The sequence below is a fragment of the Microcoleus sp. CZ3-B2 genome (assembly GCF_036705055.1).
GTDB lineage: Bacteria > Cyanobacteriota > Cyanobacteriia > Cyanobacteriales > Microcoleaceae > Microcoleus.
On sequence record NZ_JAUBTN010000025.1, the window covers coordinates 1 to 18,906 of the forward strand.

Annotated in this window: 18 protein-coding genes; 8 read left to right on the forward strand and 10 right to left on the reverse strand. The window is 45.3% G+C overall.

What is annotated here, in order from left to right; genetic code table 11:
* Positions 1–94: 94 nt before the first annotated feature.
* Complete coding sequence (tsaE, locus tag QUA97_RS13490) at positions 95–544, forward strand: tRNA (adenosine(37)-N6)-threonylcarbamoyltransferase complex ATPase subunit type 1 TsaE (RefSeq protein WP_333194875.1); 450 nt, start codon at positions 95–97, stop codon at positions 542–544.
* 173 nt (positions 545–717) lie between these two features.
* On the opposite strand, the gene QUA97_RS28305 is transcribed toward tsaE, so the two are convergent.
* The 4 genes from QUA97_RS28305 to QUA97_RS13510 all read right to left on the reverse strand — a co-directional run bounded on the left by QUA97_RS28305 (position 718) and on the right by QUA97_RS13510 (position 3,183).
* Positions 718–900 (reverse strand): DUF5615 family PIN-like protein, encoded by a 183-nt coding sequence (locus tag QUA97_RS28305; protein WP_442922516.1) that lies wholly within the window; start codon positions 898–900, stop codon positions 718–720.
* Positions 901–903: 3 nt separating this feature from the next.
* On the reverse strand, positions 904–1,230 hold the full coding sequence (locus QUA97_RS13500) for a DUF433 domain-containing protein (protein ID WP_194068297.1): 327 nt from the start codon (positions 1,228–1,230) through the stop codon (positions 904–906).
* 65 nt (positions 1,231–1,295) lie between these two features.
* Positions 1,296–1,814 (reverse strand): hypothetical protein, encoded by a 519-nt coding sequence (locus QUA97_RS13505; protein WP_194068295.1) that lies wholly within the window; start codon positions 1,812–1,814, stop codon positions 1,296–1,298.
* Between the two features lie 40 nt (positions 1,815–1,854).
* Positions 1,855–3,183 carry a dihydroorotase gene (locus QUA97_RS13510; protein ID WP_333194876.1) on the reverse strand — a complete coding sequence of 443 codons (1,329 nt, stop codon included), beginning with the start codon at positions 3,181–3,183 and terminating at the stop codon, positions 1,855–1,857.
* A gap of 245 nt (positions 3,184–3,428) precedes the next feature.
* Here QUA97_RS13510 and lepB point away from each other — a divergent pair, with 245 nt between their 5' ends.
* A complete protein-coding gene (gene lepB, locus QUA97_RS13515) occupies positions 3,429–4,040 on the forward strand; it encodes a signal peptidase I (RefSeq protein WP_194011705.1) in 612 nt (203 codons plus the stop codon).
* A 142-nt stretch (positions 4,041–4,182) separates the two neighbouring features.
* Here the strand turns inward: lepB and QUA97_RS13520 are convergent, their stop codons facing one another.
* Positions 4,183–5,706 carry a peptide ligase PGM1-related protein gene (locus QUA97_RS13520; RefSeq protein WP_194068291.1) on the reverse strand — a complete coding sequence of 508 codons (1,524 nt, stop codon included), beginning with the start codon at positions 5,704–5,706 and terminating at the stop codon, positions 4,183–4,185.
* A 331-nt stretch (positions 5,707–6,037) separates the two neighbouring features.
* Positions 6,038–7,654 carry a glycosyltransferase family 39 protein gene (locus QUA97_RS13525; RefSeq protein ID WP_194068288.1) on the reverse strand — a complete coding sequence of 539 codons (1,617 nt, stop codon included), beginning with the start codon at positions 7,652–7,654 and terminating at the stop codon, positions 6,038–6,040.
* A gap of 526 nt (positions 7,655–8,180) precedes the next feature.
* On the opposite strand from QUA97_RS13525, the gene recA reads away from it, so the two are divergent.
* On the forward strand, positions 8,181–9,296 hold the full coding sequence (gene recA / locus QUA97_RS13530) for a recombinase RecA (RefSeq protein WP_194011709.1): 1,116 nt from the start codon (positions 8,181–8,183) through the stop codon (positions 9,294–9,296).
* A 172-nt stretch (positions 9,297–9,468) separates the two neighbouring features.
* Here the strand turns inward: recA and QUA97_RS13535 are convergent, their stop codons facing one another.
* A complete protein-coding gene (locus QUA97_RS13535) occupies positions 9,469–10,191 on the reverse strand; it encodes a hypothetical protein (protein WP_333114762.1) in 723 nt (240 codons plus the stop codon).
* A 708-nt stretch (positions 10,192–10,899) separates the two neighbouring features.
* On the opposite strand from QUA97_RS13535, the gene QUA97_RS13540 reads away from it, so the two are divergent.
* Together QUA97_RS13540 and QUA97_RS13545 are read left to right on the forward strand one after the other, a co-directional pair.
* Positions 10,900–11,373 (forward strand): Coq4 family protein, encoded by a 474-nt coding sequence (locus QUA97_RS13540; protein ID WP_194011711.1) that lies wholly within the window; start codon positions 10,900–10,902, stop codon positions 11,371–11,373.
* Between the two features lie 30 nt (positions 11,374–11,403).
* Positions 11,404–11,631 carry a response regulator transcription factor gene (locus QUA97_RS13545; protein WP_194070768.1) on the forward strand — a complete coding sequence of 76 codons (228 nt, stop codon included), beginning with the start codon at positions 11,404–11,406 and terminating at the stop codon, positions 11,629–11,631.
* Positions 11,632–11,843: 212 nt separating this feature from the next.
* Here the strand turns inward: QUA97_RS13545 and QUA97_RS13550 are convergent, their stop codons facing one another.
* The 3 genes from QUA97_RS13550 to QUA97_RS13560 form a co-directional block, all read right to left on the reverse strand.
* Positions 11,844–12,740, reverse strand: coding sequence for an alpha/beta fold hydrolase (locus QUA97_RS13550; RefSeq protein WP_194070767.1), 897 nt, complete (start codon positions 12,738–12,740; stop codon positions 11,844–11,846).
* 347 nt (positions 12,741–13,087) lie between these two features.
* Positions 13,088–14,530 (reverse strand): D-alanyl-D-alanine carboxypeptidase/D-alanyl-D-alanine endopeptidase, encoded by a 1,443-nt coding sequence (gene dacB / locus QUA97_RS13555; RefSeq protein ID WP_442922518.1) that lies wholly within the window; start codon positions 14,528–14,530, stop codon positions 13,088–13,090.
* Between the two features lie 175 nt (positions 14,531–14,705).
* Positions 14,706–15,032: a (2Fe-2S) ferredoxin domain-containing protein gene (locus QUA97_RS13560; RefSeq protein WP_333194879.1), complete on the reverse strand. Its 327-nt coding sequence runs from the start codon at positions 15,030–15,032 to the stop codon at positions 14,706–14,708.
* A gap of 247 nt (positions 15,033–15,279) precedes the next feature.
* On the opposite strand from QUA97_RS13560, the gene QUA97_RS13565 reads away from it, so the two are divergent.
* The 3 genes from QUA97_RS13565 (at position 15,280) to QUA97_RS13575 (ending at position 18,734) form a co-directional block, all read left to right on the forward strand.
* Positions 15,280–15,741, forward strand: a complete 462-nt coding sequence (locus tag QUA97_RS13565) for a CBS domain-containing protein (RefSeq protein ID WP_194013033.1) — start codon at positions 15,280–15,282, stop codon at positions 15,739–15,741.
* A 130-nt stretch (positions 15,742–15,871) separates the two neighbouring features.
* Positions 15,872–16,546, forward strand: a complete 675-nt coding sequence (gene nblB, locus QUA97_RS13570) for a phycobilisome degradation protein NblB (protein ID WP_194070764.1) — start codon at positions 15,872–15,874, stop codon at positions 16,544–16,546.
* Positions 16,547–17,426: 880 nt separating this feature from the next.
* Complete coding sequence (locus tag QUA97_RS13575) at positions 17,427–18,734, forward strand: CAP domain-containing protein (RefSeq protein WP_194070763.1); 1,308 nt, start codon at positions 17,427–17,429, stop codon at positions 18,732–18,734.
* The last annotated feature ends 172 nt before the right edge of the window (positions 18,735–18,906 follow it).

Sequence of the window (18,906 nt, forward strand, 5' to 3'; positions counted from 1 at the left end):
AACAACTAACAACTAACAACTAACAACTAACAACTAACAACTAACAACTAACAACTAACAACCAACAACTAACAACTGACAACTGACAACTAATATGATACTTTCTCTTCCTGATTTTGAGGCTACGCGCAAGTTTGGTGTGGCGTTAGGTGGATCGCTCTCCGCCGGCACTGTAATCTTATTGCAAGGAGATTTAGGAGCCGGCAAAACCACCTTAGTGCAAGGTATCGCTGAAGGTTTGGGAATCTCCGAATCTGTCGAAAGTCCTACTTTCACCCTGATTAACGAGTATTTTGCAGGGCGAGTTCCGCTGTATCATCTAGACTTGTATCGACTGGAACCCGAAGAAGCAGAGGCTTTGCACTTAGAAAGTTATTGGGACGGATTAGAAATGGATTTGGGAATTGTGGCGATCGAGTGGGCAGAAAGATTGCCGTACAAACCAGATAATTATTTGCAAATTTATCTGAGTTATTGCGATAACGGGCGGCAAATTGAATTGATTGGCGATCGCCCATTATTAGATGGGTCATTACAGGGTTAAGAAAGGGCGATCGTACTTACTGCGGACGGTTGACAAGAATCAATTTGCCTCTCAAAGTTTCTTCACCAACAATAGCATCATTGATGCGTGTTGCCAACATTTCTACATTCCGATTTTTGGTACAAACAATAATACCAGAGTGGTCTAGCTGTTAGTTGTGCAGTCCGATAAAATCAAACCGATTGTAATGTCAAAACAGCTCTCTCTTTGCTTATAGCAAATGCTAGCACTTCTGGATCGGGAATCCCAAGTCCTGCTTTTCCTGCTTCCTGAACAGTCAGGACATTGTGACCAAAAGCGCGCAACAATTGGACGACTGGCAAAGGAAATTGTTCGTCGGCATACAAATTCAGCATGACTCAGGCTTCCTCATTCTTGCAGATTGCTTCTTCGATTTCCTCCAGATGTGCATCAGCATAAGTCCAAACATTCACTAGATCGGCAGCGCTGAGATGGGGATAAAATTGTAGAAGTTCAGAATCGCTTGAACCTTCACGGCGAAAACTTTCAAGCAGCCAAACTGGGATGCGAGTTTTGGCGATACAAGCATCGCCACCGCACACATCGGGAGTTTTCGTAATTCCCGGCCAGCTATGGTTCAAACTTTGAGTTAAAAGCCGTAGGACTTCGGCTTTTTCGCTGGGAGTTAAGACCAGTAGTTGTGTTTCTAGTTCTTTGAGGAGCATGGGTAATATCGCCTTTGCAATAGGAGAATATACAGTTATTTTAGCAAAAATTTTTTGAGTTAGGCTCAAAAATTGTCGCAATTCCAAAGATGGGGCAAGTCGGTATTGCAGACCGAACATACAAATAGGTTTTCTTTGATAATGTTCAGTTGGCTACACGCAGGACAGCGGCGAAATACAAACTCTATTGTAAATTTATCTGGACGATCGAGCGGTATGCGATCGAGAGATTCAGCCACTTGAAACCAGGATTCTGGTTCTGGACAAAAGCCTGTTGATTGATTGGTAATTTCTAGCACTTTCCAGCCGCGATTGCCGCCTCCAAAAAATATTTCTCCAGCCGAGAGTACAGGAAATCCGCCCGCACAAGCTATATGTTCTGAGTGGCGATCGGCGATGCAAAGATCGCCTTTTAAATCTACTACAAAAGTTGCTGCGAGCGAGCGAAAAATATTCAGCTTCCGGCTAGTTCTAGCAATCCATTTCTCTAGCTGACTGACTGAATCAATCTTAGTACCAATAGGAAAGTCAGCAACAGAAAGCCGAATTTCATTCGAGCCTACATATTGGTACAACTTTGCCATTACTGTCACCCTCGATCGGATTTTAACACTTTACCTGTATTCAAGCTGGCTCAGCGTCAAATGTCAAGGCTTCTCCCCTGACATTTGTATCTAATTTGCCGTTCTCAAAAACAACTTTTCCTCCCACAACAGTCACCACGGGCCATCCCGTCAAATTCCAACCTTCAAAGGAACTCCAGCCGCACTTACTCGCCATTTCTGCTCCGACAACCGGGCGGTATTTTTCCAAATCTACCAATACTAAATCGGCATCCAAACCCGGAGCAATTTTCCCTTTATTGGGAATTTTATAAGCCTTAGCAACTGCCGCCGACATCCAGTTAGAAACTTGCGCTACGGTACATTTTCCCTCGACTGCTTGCGTCAGCATCAAAGGCAAAGAAGTTTCTACTCCGGGCATTCCCGATGGCGTATTCGGATACTCTTGAGCTTTTTCTGCTAAGGTGTGTGGCGCGTGATCTGTGGCGATAAAATCAATTACGCCGTCGAGTAAAGCTTGCCAAAGTATTTGGTTGTCTTTGGGTTCGCGCAAGGGCGGATTCATCTGTGCTAAACTGCCAATTTTCTGATATGCACTGGTATTTAACAACAAATGCTGTGGTGTTACTTCCGCTGTTACCCAACTCGGTTTTTCCTGGCGCAAAAACTCGGCTTCATCGCCTGTTGAAAGGTGCAGGATGTGCAATCGGCGCTGATATTTTTTAGAAAGTTTTACGGCTAGTTGAGTTGCTAATAAGGCTGCTTGATTGTCTTGAATTTGCGAGTGTACGGCGATATCGGAAATGCCGGCAAATTCCTGACGGCGCTGATTGATTCTAGCTTGATCTTCGGCGTGTACTGCAATTAGCCGATCGCCCTTGGCAAAAATCTGCTCTAAAGTTGCTTCTCCATCCACCAACAACTGGCCGTGCATCGAACCCATAAATACCTTAATCCCCGGAGTCGGATTTGCATCCAACAAATCCGGCAAATTCTCCGGCGTTGCACCAATAAAAAAGCCGTAATTGACCAAACACTTCTCGGCAGCGCGGCTTAATTTATCATCTAAGGCCGCTTGGGTGGTAGTTAAAGGTCGCGTATTGGGCATTTCCAAAAACGATGTCACGCCGCCTTTAGCGCAGGCACAACTAGCGGTAAACAAGTCTTCCTTGTGTTCCAAACCCGGTTCGCGGAAGTGTACCTGCGGGTCAATTACTCCGGGTAACAGAGTTAAGCCGATCGCATCTATTTCGCGATCGGCTGACTCGGCAATTTCGGGAGCAACCCGAACAATTTTGCCATCGCTAATTAGTACGTCCCCTACCAAAAACTCGCCGTCTGGTAACAAAATGCGAGCGCGGCGGATTAACAAATTTGATGTGGTCGGCATAAGTTATAATTGAGATCGGTAATGTGTGTGGAAACCTGCAACAAGTTTATCCTTAAAACAGTTGGAAAAATAGTAATAAATCTAACTAGGTTTGGGAAAATTTTTAATTTGTCGGGTGCGAATTGGGTGCGTTACTCAACGACATAGTATAAAAACTTACCCGTCGAACACAGATTTGGCGGGTTTCCTCAAAAAAACTCCGAATTAAGTCTATAATTTATATCCAGCTCAGTCACTTAATACTTATGACTCGTCTAGACAAGTCAGCCGACGACAAACCCCCGCAAAATACCGACGAAAATCCTTGGATTGAAGGAATTAAGACGATCGGCTTAGCAGCATTCTTGGCCTTTGGCATCCGCACCCTAGTGGCAGAAGCTCGTTACATTCCTACCGGCTCGATGCTCCCAACTCTACAAATTAACGATCGGTTAATTATAGACAAGGTGAGCTATCGATTCCAAGACCCCCACCGAGGAGATATTATCGTATTTATGCCTCCCGATTCGGCGAGTTTGTGCACGGGACAGCCTCCGCCGATCAAAGATGCCTACATCAAGCGAGTTATCGGGCTTCCGGGGGACACTGTGGAAGTCAAAGACGGAAAAGTTTTTATCAACAAGCAGCCGCTACAGGAAAAATATATAGAAGAAATTCCGCAGTATCCCTACGGGCCTGTAGTTGTATCTCAAAATTCTTACTTGGTGCTCGGCGACAACCGCAATGCAAGCTGTGATAGCCATTATTGGGGCTTTGTACCGAAGCAAAATATCATCGGTAGGGCGATCGTCCGTTTTTGGCCTCTCAACCGCACAGGCTCGATCGATCCCACGCCGCTTTATCCCGCCAAAAATTAGCTACCATTCAAATCCTCGGCGGTTTCAACCGCCGGGTTTGTGAGTTAATGCGTGATATCAATTTCGGTTGCATCAGAATTGTTCAAACCGTCAACAGTCAAAAGTAAACAGTTAACCGGAACAGCTTATCATTGCAGCAGATTTAATATGCTGTTTCGCGATCGATCGCTTTCACAACTTTGTTATACATCTCCTCTGCTTCTTGCGGCGAATTGCCGATACTCGTCAATCCCAATTTGCCAAACTCCGACAAACAACCCATTAAATGAAACACGCTCCCCGTCTCAGTACCGCTATCAAAATGCAGTTGATTGTCAGCAATAATATCCATCAAATCGTTCGGCAACAATCCCCGATACCGCTGTTTTTTCAAATTGTCCGAAGCGACATAATATTTCGGACGGCCCTGCTGGCTGTAAAACAATCCCGTAGTGCGATCGTAACGACCGTTTGTTAACAGCTTCAAAGCCATAAACGGATGAGTTGTCCCTCCTTTTCGCAAATTAATTTCTATTGCTTGAATATCCCATGTGCCGTCATCTTGTCGCACGGCAACAGCATCGACTCCAAATCGCTCTAAAGCACCTTTATCAGCTAAATTTTTCCCCACTTTCCACCCCAATTCTTGCAACGCCAGCCGATAGGATTCATCAGCCGGAAATTGGCAACCCAAGAAAATTTGATTGTCCGGGCCTCCTAAAATCTGGTCGTGGGTTGAGAGAATCTCTACTTCGCCGCTGGGGACGATTCGACCTTGAACGCTGGGCGATCGCTTTTCTTCTCCTTCAATAAATGCTTCGGCAATTGCCCCTAACTCGGGAATGCGGCTGCTGAAATTTTCCCAGGTTTCGCCTGTGGATTGAAAGCGCAAATTATGGAAGCTATCGCCAATTGCTTTAACTCTTTCTGGCGGCGCTTTGCTTGCGATCGGTTTGAGGTCTAAAATTGCATTTCCTTCCCCCGAAAAACCTTCATTTAATTTAATTACTATCCGCTGCAAATGCGGCTGCCTTTCCCACAAATCGGCCGCAACTTCCGCTAAATCTTCCGCATTCCAAACCAACTCAGAACCGTCAGGATAAGCCACGCCACATTCTTTAAAAATCTGCCTGCTGCCGCTTTTGGTTCCCCAGTAATGCAGATCCGGATCGCTGCCCCACAAAGGAATTCCCAATTTAACAGATAACTCGCGTTCCAAAGCCGTCGAGTTGTAACAAACCATATAAGATTTTGTCGGCCGCACTGCTTGACGGATGCGCTCCATCAACCGGGGGCGGTCTAAAATTTTCTGAGTCAGGGATTTAGCAGAAGCATCGTAAGCACAGAACAGCAAAAGGCGATCGCGCGCGTGAGAAAATGGAATACCAGGGAGCAATTGCAGGTAATAATCCACAATCATTGGGTGCAGCGGTTGCGAGGTAATGTAAATTAAGCGCGTGCGGGGATTTCGCAGGCGAATTAATGAAAACAAATGCCGCTCTTCATAGTGGTAAGCACCCTCAACTTTCTGCATTTCTTGCTGGTCTAAGCTGAGAGACGGAATGATGATGATGTCACAATCATCGCTGTCAAATTCTTCGCTCGCTCGCCAATGTTCGCGTAATTGTGTTTGAAGATTGCGAAATTGCTGTGCGGATTCCGAAGATGAATTCTTTAACTCTTTCATGGCGTTTAATCCTAATGATTCAAATAATGCTTGCTAATAGTGTAGGGTACATCATCCCAAATACCTGAGACAACTCAAACAGTTTTTTTTGACGCACCTGATGGATTATTGAGGACACAAATGCACAATAGTGACTTATATTTATTCCGTCAATTATTTGTAATAAAAATTATTTGTAGTGAGGAATGTAAGTCCTTTGACGAATGCGGACTAAAGTGCTCGCTACGAACCAATTTTATTATGTCGTTCGATCTGACACGATATTAAGGTGCGTTTGTTCCAATATTTGAGGCAAATCAAACATATTTTTGCTGACGCACCCTAGGGATAACTAAGAAGCTCGCCGCACTCGAAAAAGTCTGGCATATTCCAATATAGGTTCTAGTCGCCGTTGATTTTGCTTGAGTGCCGAGATCAATTTTTCCGAAGGGCGGAATACCAGAGGAGCCGAATATTTTTTCAGCATTTCCCTATCTGGCGACTGGCTCAGCAGCATCAGCCGTACATCTTTGTCAAGCAAATAACTCAGAGAAAGCAAATCTCCCATGTTAGTAAAATCGTTCCCGCGATCGCTAATTACAATTGTATCTTTAATCGACCTATTAGCTATCGCTTCTTTGTTAATATTTTTCGCAACTTCAGCATTAAAATAGCTCAAGTCTTTGCTCCACGAAGTATCAGAAACCGCACTGAGCGTACAGGATGCTATACTTGCTGTAAATATCCCGGCTAAAACGACTTGCCAAAACCGCTGCTGAGTTTTCAGATGACTCGCGAGCAAGTAAGCCACTGCTAGCTGCACTCCTGGAAAGCAAGAAATGAGATAGCGGCTGACGGCGGAACGTTTGCCACCGAGAATTAGATCGGGTAAAGCTAGTATCAAAAAAGGTACAAAAATTGATGTTAAGATAAACAGCTTAGTTGAATTGCTAGTTTGGCGACATATTTTGTAAATGGCTGCGGCAATTAATAGCAAAAATGGCAATCTCAGCAGATAAGTCCATATATTGTCAAAGCCGAAGTCGAAGTCAAAAAATAAGGCTGTAAAGCTGAGAGTCCACAATTTTGCTAGATACAGCCAACCAGGAGATACTCGCGTCCAATCTGTCGTTGCTGAAGCTCGTTGGAGATTGGTAGCCAGCACGTAAATCCACGGTAGATACAAGATTAAAGCTGCTGTTACTGCTAAGAAAAATTGAGAATTAGTAAGGTGACTTCGCAATTTCTTTTTTTTAACAAACAGCCCGGAAGAAATGATAAAAACTCCGTGTCCGATGAGTGTTAAACTGAAGAAAGGGTGAGTGTAGAAGCCGATCGCGATCGCCAGCGAGTAATAGGCCCAATTTTGCCAGCCCCGCAACCGCACTGCTCTCAACAACAGCCAACTGCTGCCAATAACTACGGCTGTCAGCAAACTGTACTGCCTTGCTGTTTGGGCAAACAAGATGTCAAAGGGAGATAAAGCTAACAGTGCTGTTGCTACTAACTGCACATTTTTTGAGGCGAAAAGTTCCTGAGCTAAAGCGTACATCAAAGGCAGCGACAGCAAACTCAATATGGCTGGCAAACTGCGGGATGCTGCTAGAGAACTGCCAAATTGTTGCATCCACCAACGAGCCATGAGAAAGTACAAAGGCGGATGTTGTGGGTCTTCTAGTGCTAAAGAATGAATTGTGTCTGCTGCTGTACTTCCCGGTTTAATCCGCTGATATTTCTGCAATTCTGGTGCGGGAATAATTCGGTTTTGGAATAGTTCGTCGTCGATTTCTTGCCTGGTGAAACCAGCGGCGCGGATTGATGTGTAAACTTCGTCGTGCCAGTAAAGTTTGCGATCGAGCTCGAAGAACCGAAATCCGATTCCTAGTAAAATGCCGATCGCCAATAAGCCGATCGGCAACCGGGAATTTTGAGAATTAACAGATGTGTCTTGAGGTGTTGTATATGCCATGCTTGTCCTTATTGTGGCGATCGTCCTAGAAACAGCGCAGATCGACTTTGGGGACGATCGCGCCACTACGCTCAGAAAGCGGGTTTTTTAGCTGGTTTGCCTGCTGCAACCCGTGTATTGCTCTGCAAAACCCCGGTTTCTCTCCACCCCCGTTTGGGTTCTGGTAAGCTGCTGTGCATTTAAATTGTATATTTCGACGATCGATCAAAAATCTTCTCCCCCATCTCCCCATCTCCCCGTCTCCCCATCTCCCCCTCAATCACCATGCACAATTGGGATGCACAACAGCTTAAAGAGCGATCGATACCCAGTACATACCCCAACCGACAATAATTCTACCCTCTGCCAGATGCCGAATACATTCTACACAAGAGCCTTGTGGAAGCTGGAGCAGTCTCAAGCAAGCCACCATCAAGAATCTTAAACCAAATCCTCCCAGAACCTCCAGACCCCAAAAATAACTGCTAACATACGTGTTGTACAGTTAATCAACAAGCTCCGCAAGGGGTCTACCCGCGTACCGCAAATGGCAAAAAAAGAAGCTTCTACAAAAACTGCTGAAAACTCAGAAAAGCAAAAAGCCTTAACTTCCGTATTGTCCCAAATCGAGCGCAGCTTTGGCAAAGGAGCGATCGTCCGATTGGGAGACTCCACTCGCATGAAGGTAGAAACCATCCCCACCGGAGCCCTGACACTGGACATCGCTTTGGGTGGCGGTTTACCCAAAGGCCGAGTCATTGAAATTTACGGCCCGGAAAGTTCCGGTAAAACTACTTTAGCGCTCCACGCGATCGCCGAAGTCCAAAAATCCGGCGGTATCGCAGCCTTCGTCGATGCCGAACACGCCCTCGATCCCACCTACGCCTCAGCATTAGGTGTCGATATTGAAAATCTCCTAGTTTCCCAGCCAGATACCGGCGAAATGGCCCTGGAAATCGTCGATCAACTCGTGCGATCCGTCGCCGTCGATATCGTAGTCATTGACTCCGTAGCCGCCCTCGTGCCCCGCGCCGAAATCGAAGGCGACATGGGCGACTCCCACATGGGTTTGCAAGCGCGTTTGATGAGTCAAGCGCTTCGCAAAATCACCGGCAACATCGGCAAATCAGGCTGTACCGTCATTTTCCTCAACCAATTGCGGCAGAAAATCGGCATAACCTACGGCAACCCCGAAACAACCACTGGCGGTAACGCACTCAAATTCTACGCCAGCGTCCGGCTTGACATTCGCCGCATTCAAAGCTTGAAAAAAGGTACAGAAGAATACGGCAATCGCACGAAAGTTAAAGTTGCTAAAAATAAAGTTGCTCCGCCTTTCCGCATTGCCGAATTTGACATTGTATTTGGCAAAGGAATTTCTACTTTAGGCTGTCTGACTGACTTGGCAGACGAAATGGGAGTAATTACTAAAAAAGGTTCTTGGTACAGTTACAACGGAGACAACATTGCTCAAGGACGCGACAACGTGATTCGGCGCATGGAAGAAAATACCGAATTTAAAGATGAGATCCAGCGGCTAGTGCGGGAACGACTTGATACTGGGGCTGTAGTTTCTGCTAATTCTGTCGCTCCTGTCGAGCCGGATATTGATGACGAGGATATCGATGACGATGAGGATGTACAAGATTTAGAAGAAGTCTAAATTTTGTAGTCAGTAGTCAGTAGTCAGTAGTCAGTAGTCATTAGTCAGTAGTCAGTAGTCATTAGTCAGTAGTCATTAGTCATTAGCAATAGTAGGTTGGGTTTCTGTATTGAAACCCAACCTACTTATTGTATTATTGCTGCGATGGGTTATATATAGCAGTTCTCAACCCTTACTCAGGTAAAGAAACAGGCTGCAAATATTGAGAATTAGCGCGCACGTAACAGCCCTGTCTTGTCAGCAACCAGGGTTCACCGTTGGCAATCGCGATCGCATTTGCTCCCCTGAGTTCAGCAGAAATTGTATCTCGATTCGCGCGGTAAACTCGTTTAATTGCTCCGTTTGGTGTCTGGCGACAGTTGAGTTCTCCATCCCGCGACGTGACTCGCCAAGCTGGCCAAGTTACAGAACCAGAAGTTTCGCTCAACCAAGTATTAGCATTGCTAGCAGTATAGTCGCCGCTGGCATTTGAACGCGGTAAAAGCTCGACCAAATTTACTTTAAATGTCTGGCCAACAGAAGTACAATTTTGTCCTCCTTTCACCTTCCAAGTAACTTCTGCTCCCAACTGGCGGCTCCTTCCAACTTGACGACGGACAATGGCTATATCTCCAGAACAAATAATCTTTCTGCCGGGCCCAGTCGAACTGTCTTTAAAAGTTCCGTTGTAATAGTAAGATCCTGCTGCTCCTTCGGAACTGGTAATTTGAATATTGCCAAAAAAATCGCGATGACCTACTTTTGTAAAATAAAAACCGTTAGGATTGTTTACTTTTTCTGACAAGTTTAAAGTAGTTTTTCTGGTGGTGGGATTAATATAAGTTGTAGCGCTAGCAGCACCGCACCACATTAATGCCAAAACTCCGGCTGAAAACCAAAGATTAACTCGTTTCATGGCAATACATTTTATGAACTTCTACTTTATTTAAGTAAGTCGGTGGGGAAAAACACAACTGTGTTAAGAAAGATAAATGAGGCTCAAACCCCAATCCCTCCTGCATTCTGTCTCCTGACTCCTGCCTCATCCCAACTACAAATATTTACGCCTTTCTACTTATAGCTAGCAGGCGCATACTTCACCAGTCCCTCGATCGAGTGTCACTCATTTGAGCGACAGCGCACTCGTATTACCGCGCGCGTCGCGGGTTGAGGCTAAACTTCACCCTACTTCACCTCTGTGCAACTCTCTTCACTTCCCAGCACCCGCATCCATCGGTTTGTACCCTTCAACTTCTGACTCATTGCAGGTGCAAATACTTAGCAGCAGAATAAAGACATATAGCCTTTCTGTGCTCTGCTATGAGGTACCATCCGGGATCGGCCAAACCGGCCAAACCGGGCATACCTCATCACACTTGAGAACCGCTATATACGTAAGTAGCGGTAACTAACACTAGCCAGATTTTGACAACTGGCAAATTTCAAATCTCAGGCTAGTTGTAAACAAATATAAAAGGTACGGAAAGTTAATTGCTGTGACTTAATGTACGATTTCTCAACTGAAATGCCAAAAAAATCCTATTGCTTCATCGCAAAAATGAACGGGATCGAGACGAATTTATTTTGCCATAAACTTAAATCCTTGTAGGAGGGAGAATCAATCATGGCTGACGGTCAATTAGACGTTATATTAAAGATGGCTCAAACAATTAATCCTCAAATTGAGAGCGATCGACATTTTGAAATAGATTTGGACAAGTTGCGGCAACTGCCGGCAGGAACGTTAGGCCACTCAGTGGCGCGATTTCTTGACGAACAAGGGTTTGAGCCGATCGCCTCGGGAGACTGGATTCAGCGCAACCACGATGTTTGGCACGTTTTGACTAATCTTTCGCCTTCAACAGAAGATGAATTTGTACTGCAAGCGTTTACTCGCGCTCAAGTATTTCGCCCTTCCTGTGCAATTTTAGTGTTAATTGGACTGATCAGTGGCAAATGCGCGATCGGACAAATTATCAAAGGCTTAAAACATGGAAAATTAGCCGCGAAGCTAATTGATTGGAACCCTGAATCGGATTGGGAAACTCCCTTATCTGAAGTCAGAGAAAAACTGGGGATTCTACCATTAATTGATTAGATTTTTAACTCGTTACTGCACTGCAAAACTATGCAAAGCACAATTAAAAAACCGGAAATTAGCCTGAGTCCGCGAGAAAGGGCGATCGCCCAATTAGTAGCCCAAGGCCAGCCAAACAAATGTATCGCCAAAAATTTAAATATCAGTCACTGGACGGTTGCTACTTACGTGAGGCGGATTTTTATGAAACTCGGTGTTTGTTCCAGAGCAGCAATGATTGCACTGTTGATTCAAGAAAATTTGCTTTGGGACTCTTAAATAGTAGGGTGCGTCATATCAAATCCTATCTTCATCGGAATAGTAAATTCACTGTTGACTGTTGACTGTTGACTGTTGACTGTTAACCGTTAACAGTTAACAGTTAACATCATGTATGAGTGCAACCGGAATTGATATGACGCACCCTACACGCACTTTAATCCTCAGAAAAATCAGAGGACTCGCATTCCGAGCGATCGCTCTCAAACCACCTAGGCCAAAGCCAAAGGACGAGAAGAATTTCTTAAAAAATTCAGCAATTCTCGATTCACCGTTTGCGGCGCTTCCTGCTGAACCCAGTGACCGCAATTAGGGATTAATTTCAACTTAAACGGAGCTGTAATTAACCGATCTAAACCTTCTACAAGTGTGTGGCTCAAAAACGCATCTTCTTCTCCCCAAAGCACCAAAGTAGGCACTGTGACCGGTTCTAATTTCTGCCCCCAATGCCAAAGCCGCTGCGGGTGAAACATTTGCTGGTAATAATTCATCGCCGCAGCTAACACTCCCGGCTTTTCTAAAGCAGTCTGATAAATCTTAGTTTCCTCAGCGCTAAAAGCTCCTTTGCGAATAGCTTGACCCTGAAAAATATTTTGCACAAAATCTTTCAAATTTTGCCGGATCAACCATTCGGGGATGCCGGGAACTTGGAAAGCCAAAATGTGCCAACTGCGCCGGAGTTGGTCTAAATTGCTTGCCATTTCCTGCACTAATCGCTGCGGGTGCGGAGCGTTTAAAATTGCTAAGCGGTTGAGTTTTTCAGGGAATTTTTGAGCTAAATGCCACGCTATTGCACCGCCGCAATCGTGACCGACAATGTGAGCTTTTTTATAGCCGAGGCGATCGATCAAACCGCGTATATCAGCACTCAGCGTATCCAAATCATAACCGCTTTCCGGCTTGTCGGAATCGTTGTAGCCCCGCAAATCCGGCACCACAACCTTGAAATGACGAGCTAAGGCAGGAATTTGATGTCGCCAAGAGTACCAAAACTCTGGAAACCCGTGCAGGAGCACAACGAGCTCGCCTTCTCCTTGGGAAACGCAGTGCAAGCGGATATTGTTGGTTTCGACAAAGATGTGTTGCTGTTCGGAATCTAAAGACTGCATAAATTAAAAGTTAGACTTATGTTTCGGGAAGTACGGAACCCGCCGACTGCTAGCAGGTGAGTACAAATAAACATTAGATGTGTCGGGCGGGTTTTGCCTCGATTTTCTCGCTTGTATCTCGTGATTCTTAACTCGCGCCCGCCCTACAAGGTACTATTGTTTTTTTGCCATTACTTACTTAGTCGGCTGAAACGACCGAATGGTTTTAATGTTTCTGCTTTTATTCTAGCTGCTTTTCGATCCCCGCTGCTGGAATCTAATTAAACTTAAAACTTGTAGCGTTTTGGAGTGTCTGGTTTTTTAGGTGTAACTACTTATTTCAAATTGAGCGATTGAAATTTGTAGTTTTAACAGCGGCGGAGGCGATTCAATAATAGCACAATTTCGTCAGTTGCCGATCGCAATTTTGAAGGTGGCAGGTCAGATTGATTGACGATGATGCTAAACACCAGCGGCTCGTAACTTGGAACTTCGATATATCCCGACAGCGCCGAAACTCCGCTCAAAGTTCCAGTTTTTGCTTGCAAATTGACGCGGCTTGATGTATAATTAAATCTATTTTTTAAAGTGCCGTTCTCGCCTGCGATCGGCAACGAGGCCCGGTAGACAGACGCAGCGGGTGAATTAGCCATCAATCTCAAAGTTTGCACCAAGGCTTCGGGACTAATTAAATTGTGTCGGGAAAGTCCCGAACCGTCGGCTAATATGTAGCTGTTGGGATTTACACCTAATTGAGTTAAAGCTGTTTTTAACTCCTTCAAACCAGTTTCATTAGTATCTTCTTGTGGTAGAGACATCTTGACTGTGAATTTTCCCAACAATCTCAATAAAACCTCTGCATAAAGATTGTTACTTTCCCGATTAGTTTCCTTCACCAATTCGGCCAGCGGCGGCGATTCAACGGCTGCTAATTCTTGGTTCAAATTGCTAGCAACAGAGGTAACTAAAGCCTGTTTAACCGGAATTCCCTCCGCCGTCAAGACTTGTTGAAAATTTTGTAAAAAATTATTAGCGGGATTGACAACTGCAACATAACTTGATTCAGATTCTGCACCAACTTTCAACTGTCCGCTAACTCGAATTGCGGGGCGATCGAACTCCCTGCCAACTTCAAGAAACTCAGATTCGTTGGGGGCGACTGTGACTGAATTGTTCTGAATTTGCCACTGATTGGCTAACTTTGGTTCGGCAAAAGTAACTTTTAGAGGTTGTCCGAGATTCTGCGGAGACAAAACAAGCTCGATCGCGTTTTGATTGAAAATTAAACTGTTAACCGGCGCGCCATAGCCAGCTTGCGCGTCTTCCCATTCCCAATTGCGATTGACTGCACTGCCTTGAAAATAACTGTCATCGCCAATCAACTCGTTTACTTGACTAATTCCCCGCTGCTTCAACTGCTGCGCTAAGTTTTTTAACTGAGGTTCAGCAATGCTAGGATCGCCCCTACCGGCAACGTACAAACTCCCATTTTCGCCGCTGTAAACCGATGTCTTAATCCGAAAATCGGCACCGAGTTTCTGCAAAGCAGCGGCTGTAGTTAGCAGCTTGACATTTGATGCTGGAATGAAATATTTGGTTGCGTCGCGGCTGTAGAGAGTAGCGGTAGAAGATAGGGGTTGAATCAAAATCCCCCAGCGCGATCGGCTAAATTCGGGACGATTGGCGATCGCATCTACTTGCGCCCCCAATTCCCCAGGACAAATATCCCCAGCAACCGCCGACGTTTGCGCGATCGCCTGCGGCGAACGCCCCAGAACTAGGACTAACAAACTAACTGCAATTCCTTTGATTTTCAAAGCGCAATTTCCATAACAATAACTATTCACATTAGCCCTTGTAGGGACACGGCAATGCCGTGTCCCTACGGGGATCGCTCGGTGTACTTCATAAACTTGCAATCTGCTGTAATAACTATTAAAATTAGATGCGCGAGAGCTGGGAATTGGCACTTCCATCAATTCAATTTTAATAATAATAACGCATATGAATTCTCGGATTGAACAGCGCCTCTACAGGTTTTCCCTCTTTGAGGTGCTCTTCCACGATCGACTGTACATCACTCGGTTTAACTCGACAATACCAAGTTTCGTCTGGGGTGACTCGCACAGTTGGGCCTGTGTTGCACTGTCCCTGACAGCTACAAGCTTTAACTATCACTCCTGCAACGGGTTGGGCTTCAAAGGCAGCGAGCACTTCTGCTGAACCATTTTTGAGGCAAGATTGATACTGACAAATTAATACACAGCGCTCTTCTGGTTGGGATTCTGGTGCTGGGGCTGGAGATTCTGGCATCGGTAAGGATTTATCGGCTCTTTAATATATCTTAACAATCTTGTGGGGTCGATCGCCCGCGTGCTTCTAGACAAACTGCAGAATTCGTGAGGGCGATCGAAAAAAAGCTTTCAAATTCTGGCATTCAAACTTTTTGGGTGCTGCTAGTTGGTAACAAATCTCTTCGGCTTCGCTGCCTTTCTTGGGCCTGTGTCACGGTTTCCCTATATGATCGGATTTAGAGCAAAAAGTCAATCAACCGCCAATCATGCCCAAAACAGTAGCCGATGTGATGAGCCGCGAGCCGATTTTAGCGCGTCCCGAAATGCCTTTGAACGAAGCGATTAAAATCTTAGCCGATCGACGTATTAGCGGTCTTCCCGTCGTAGATGAGAATGACTTGTTGGTAGGAGTCATCTCCGAAACCGACTTGATGTGGCGGGAAACCGGCGTAACTCCGCCCGCTTACATCATGGTACTCGACAGCGTGATCTATCTAGAAAATCCCTCGCGTTACGAGCGAGAACTGCACAAGGCTTTAGGACAAACAGTAGGAGAAGCGATGAGTAAAGATCCAGTTACCATCAAGCCCGACGAATCTGTCGCAGAAGCTGCAAAACTCATGCACGATCGCAGTATTCACCGATTGCCGGTAGTTGATACAGAAGGCAAAGTAATCGGCATCCTCACTAGGGGAGATATTATCCGGTCGATGGCTGCCGAATCTTAATTAATTGTTTTCCTTGAAGGATTGTATCAAAAAATAAGTCGATCTTTCCTTCAATCTCCTTCGCTTTTGGCAATTACCTTTTTCCCAATTACCTTCTTCCCAATTACCTTTTTCCCAATTTAAAAATTCCATGAGTATTACCCCTGAGTCTGTCGAACAATTGTTGAATTCCGAGGATTTTGGCGAAAGGCTGCGAGGTGTCAACCAACTGCGAGAATTAGAACCTGCGATCGCCTATAAGTTGATTCAAATTGCGATCGGCGACAAAAACGTCCGCGTTAGATACGCTGGTGTCAGCCAAATGTCAACCCTCGGCACGCAGAATCTGCCGAACGCTTTAGAGGTACTGCTTAACAGCTTGCACAACGACCCCGAACCCGACGTGCAAGCAGCAGCAGCCGATGCTTTGGGCGCTTTGAAATTAACCTCTGCTTTAGAAGATTTGGAGCAAGTTTATAGCAGTACATCTGAATGGCTGGTGCAACTGAGTATCGTCGCAGCTTTGGGAGAAATGGGAGATCCCAAAGCATTTCCCATGTTAGAAAATGCCATAGCTTCTGAAAACGAATTGATCCAAACTATAGCCATCAGTGCATTAGGAGAATTGGGAGATAAACGCGCGGTGCCGCTGTTGCTTCCTTGCGCTTCTAATGAAGATTGGCAAATTCGTTACAGAGTCGCTCAAGCTTTGGGGCGGTTGGGCGGCACCGAAGCTGCAGCAGCTTTGGAAATTCTCGCCAAAGATGAGGTTGAGCAAGTTGCTCAGGAGGCTAAAATCGGACAGGAGAATAGTTTGAAATTGTGAGTTTTGAGTTGGGGATTTTGAATTATATCAATTCCGGTTGCACTGTCAGGTGATTGTTGACTGTTGACTGTTGACTGTTGACTGTTGACTGTTGACTGTTAACTGTTGACTGTTGACTGGTGGAAAAACTGAATGGTTGAGTGTTAACTGTTGACAAGATTTTATTATTCCGATGCAACCGGAAACGATATTAATATAGCGGTTCTCACAAAAGTGAGGTATGCCCTATGCCCTATTCCCTATCCCGGATAGTACCTCCTATGAGAGCTTGAAAGGCTATACCAATTTCATAAAGTAGCGCTAGATATTAGCCCCCCAATCCCCCAAAGCATCGGGGGGGGCTAAGACTTCATCAGCATATCTTGAGAAAAATGGTATAATTTACAATTTTTTGTGATGATTCTAGTAAAAACTTAGCAAGGGCGATCGCACTTGTTGTCTCAAAAATCCGGTTTATTTTGAAATGTTTCGTAACCGGATGCAAAACTTCTAGAAACCGGGTTTCTCCCGCGCGCGATTCACACGCCGAACTCAGAAACCCGGTTTTTTTTGAAATGTTTCGTAACCGGATGCAAAACTCCCAGAAACCGGGTTTTTCGCCCCCGATTCGCCGCCCCTGCAACTTTCGCTACCTGTTAGTCTCAAATCCTACCATTTGTATTGATGCAAAGGGCGATCGGACTAATTATCAACAAAACTCCAGCCAAACTCTTGACATTTGCACTTTCACAACAGCTATAATCAAAATACATACAACAGCAGCGGCAGAGATTAACACAATGCTTGAATTGTAGGCCGCCAACTAATAATCGGGAAACTATCATTAAGACGGTAAGCCATCTACCAACACTCACCAAGTCTTAAAATTTTTAATCATCCCATGAGCGAACAACAAAATTCCGGTTCTCAGTCTGCAGACATTGTAACAGGAGAGCGATCGGTCTCTCAAATTTCCCAACCCACAACTAATCAAGACTTTATTTATAAAGTTTTAGAACTTACTAACATCGAACGCAGCAAATTAGGTTTTTCCCCCCTAACTTTAAATACTCAGTTACTGAGTGCGGCGCAAACTCACAGCCAAAACATGGCACTGCAAGACTTCTTTTCCCATACTGGCAAAGATGGTTCGTCATTCACCAGTCGCATTACTACAACGGGCTATAAATTTGCGGATGGAGCTGCAGCGGAAAATATTGGTGTAGGATATTCTACACCTGAACAAGTCGTTGAAGGGTGGATGAACAGCAGCGGCCACCGGACGAACATTCTTAACCCGAATCTCAAAGAAATAGGAATTGGTTACTATTTCTTAGCAAACGATACTGGTAGCGTCAATTTTAATCATTATTGGACGCAAGTTTTTGCTACTTCGCTTGACGGTAGTGTCAATCCCGCACCAACTCCGACACCAACTCCGACACCAACTCCGACACCAACTCCGACACCAACTCCCAACACATTAGTAGTAATTAATTCGCCAATACCGAATGCTACAGGGGAGGGTCGCCCGACAGCAGGGCCAAAGAATACAGCCAGCGACGGGAATTATTTCTTATCAGATAATGCCGATACTCAAATACCGGCAAATGCTGCGGGATTGCCAATTTTTGCTCTTTCTGGTAAAGATACTCTCACTGGTGGAGAGGGTGTTGATAACATTAATGGAATGCAAGGTGCTGATACAATTAACGGCGCTGGCGGCAATGATAGTTTATGGGGTGGCAAAGATTCGGATTCAATTGATGGCGGTGCTGGGAATGATTTTATCAGCGGTAATAACGATAACGATCGACTGATCGGATCTGACGGCAATGATACTATTCGCGGTGGGAAAGAAGATGATATCTTGATTGGCGGTAACGGATCTGATTTGTTGGCGGGCGATCGCGGGCAAGATGTTCTGACGGGGGGTGCTGGTAATGATACGTTTGTATTGGCAGGAGGTTTGTCGGCTTCGGCTAGTTTAATTGGTGCCGATGCGATCGTCGATTTTGCGATCGGAGATAAGATTGGTTTGACTGACGGTATCGGATTTGCCAACTTGACTTTTGAAGCTGTGAGTTTGCAGTTGGATGGCGGCGCAAGCGTCGCTTCTACGGCGATTAAGTCTGGTAGCAATTATTTGGGTATCGTGCAGGGTGTAAGTCAAAGTCAACTTACAGCAAGCGTTTTTGTCAGCGAGTAATTCAAAACTTACGCAGGGTTGTCCAGAAACCGGGTTTTTATGACAATATTGGTTGTGATTCGCAGATTTGGGCAAAAACCCGGTTTCTTTGAGGAGGCGCGAATGGCCGAGAAACCGGGTTTTTTCGACAATTGTTGGTTGTGATGGGTAGATGCGGGCAAAAACCCGGTTT

Coding starts and splice junctions, on each gene's coding strand:
- QUA97_RS13505 (WP_194068295.1), bottom strand. CDS start 1,814: ATGGCAAAGTTGTACCAATATGTAGGCTCGAATGAAATTCGGCTTTCT.
- nblB (WP_194070764.1), top strand. CDS start 15,872: ATGAGTATTACCCCTGAGTCTGTCGAACAATTGTTGAATTCCGAGGAT.
- QUA97_RS13560 (WP_333194879.1), bottom strand. CDS start 15,032: ATGCCAGAATCTCCAGCCCCAGCACCAGAATCCCAACCAGAAGAGCGC.
- QUA97_RS13545 (WP_194070768.1), top strand. CDS start 11,404: ATGCAAAGCACAATTAAAAAACCGGAAATTAGCCTGAGTCCGCGAGAA.
- lepB (WP_194011705.1), top strand. CDS start 3,429: ATGACTCGTCTAGACAAGTCAGCCGACGACAAACCCCCGCAAAATACC.
- QUA97_RS13575 (WP_194070763.1), top strand. CDS start 17,427: ATGAGCGAACAACAAAATTCCGGTTCTCAGTCTGCAGACATTGTAACA.
- QUA97_RS13520 (WP_194068291.1), bottom strand. CDS start 5,706: ATGAAAGAGTTAAAGAATTCATCTTCGGAATCCGCACAGCAATTTCGC.
- QUA97_RS13565 (WP_194013033.1), top strand. CDS start 15,280: ATGCCCAAAACAGTAGCCGATGTGATGAGCCGCGAGCCGATTTTAGCG.
- QUA97_RS13535 (WP_333114762.1), bottom strand. CDS start 10,191: ATGAAACGAGTTAATCTTTGGTTTTCAGCCGGAGTTTTGGCATTAATG.
- QUA97_RS28305 (WP_442922516.1), bottom strand. CDS start 900: ATGCTGAATTTGTATGCCGACGAACAATTTCCTTTGCCAGTCGTCCAA.
- QUA97_RS13550 (WP_194070767.1), bottom strand. CDS start 12,740: ATGCAGTCTTTAGATTCCGAACAGCAACACATCTTTGTCGAAACCAAC.
- QUA97_RS13525 (WP_194068288.1), bottom strand. CDS start 7,654: ATGGCATATACAACACCTCAAGACACATCTGTTAATTCTCAAAATTCC.
- QUA97_RS13510 (WP_333194876.1), bottom strand. CDS start 3,183: ATGCCGACCACATCAAATTTGTTAATCCGCCGCGCTCGCATTTTGTTA.
- QUA97_RS13500 (WP_194068297.1), bottom strand. CDS start 1,230: ATGCTCCTCAAAGAACTAGAAACACAACTACTGGTCTTAACTCCCAGC.
- QUA97_RS13540 (WP_194011711.1), top strand. CDS start 10,900: ATGGCTGACGGTCAATTAGACGTTATATTAAAGATGGCTCAAACAATT.
- tsaE (WP_333194875.1), top strand. CDS start 95: ATGATACTTTCTCTTCCTGATTTTGAGGCTACGCGCAAGTTTGGTGTG.
- recA (WP_194011709.1), top strand. CDS start 8,181: ATGGCAAAAAAAGAAGCTTCTACAAAAACTGCTGAAAACTCAGAAAAG.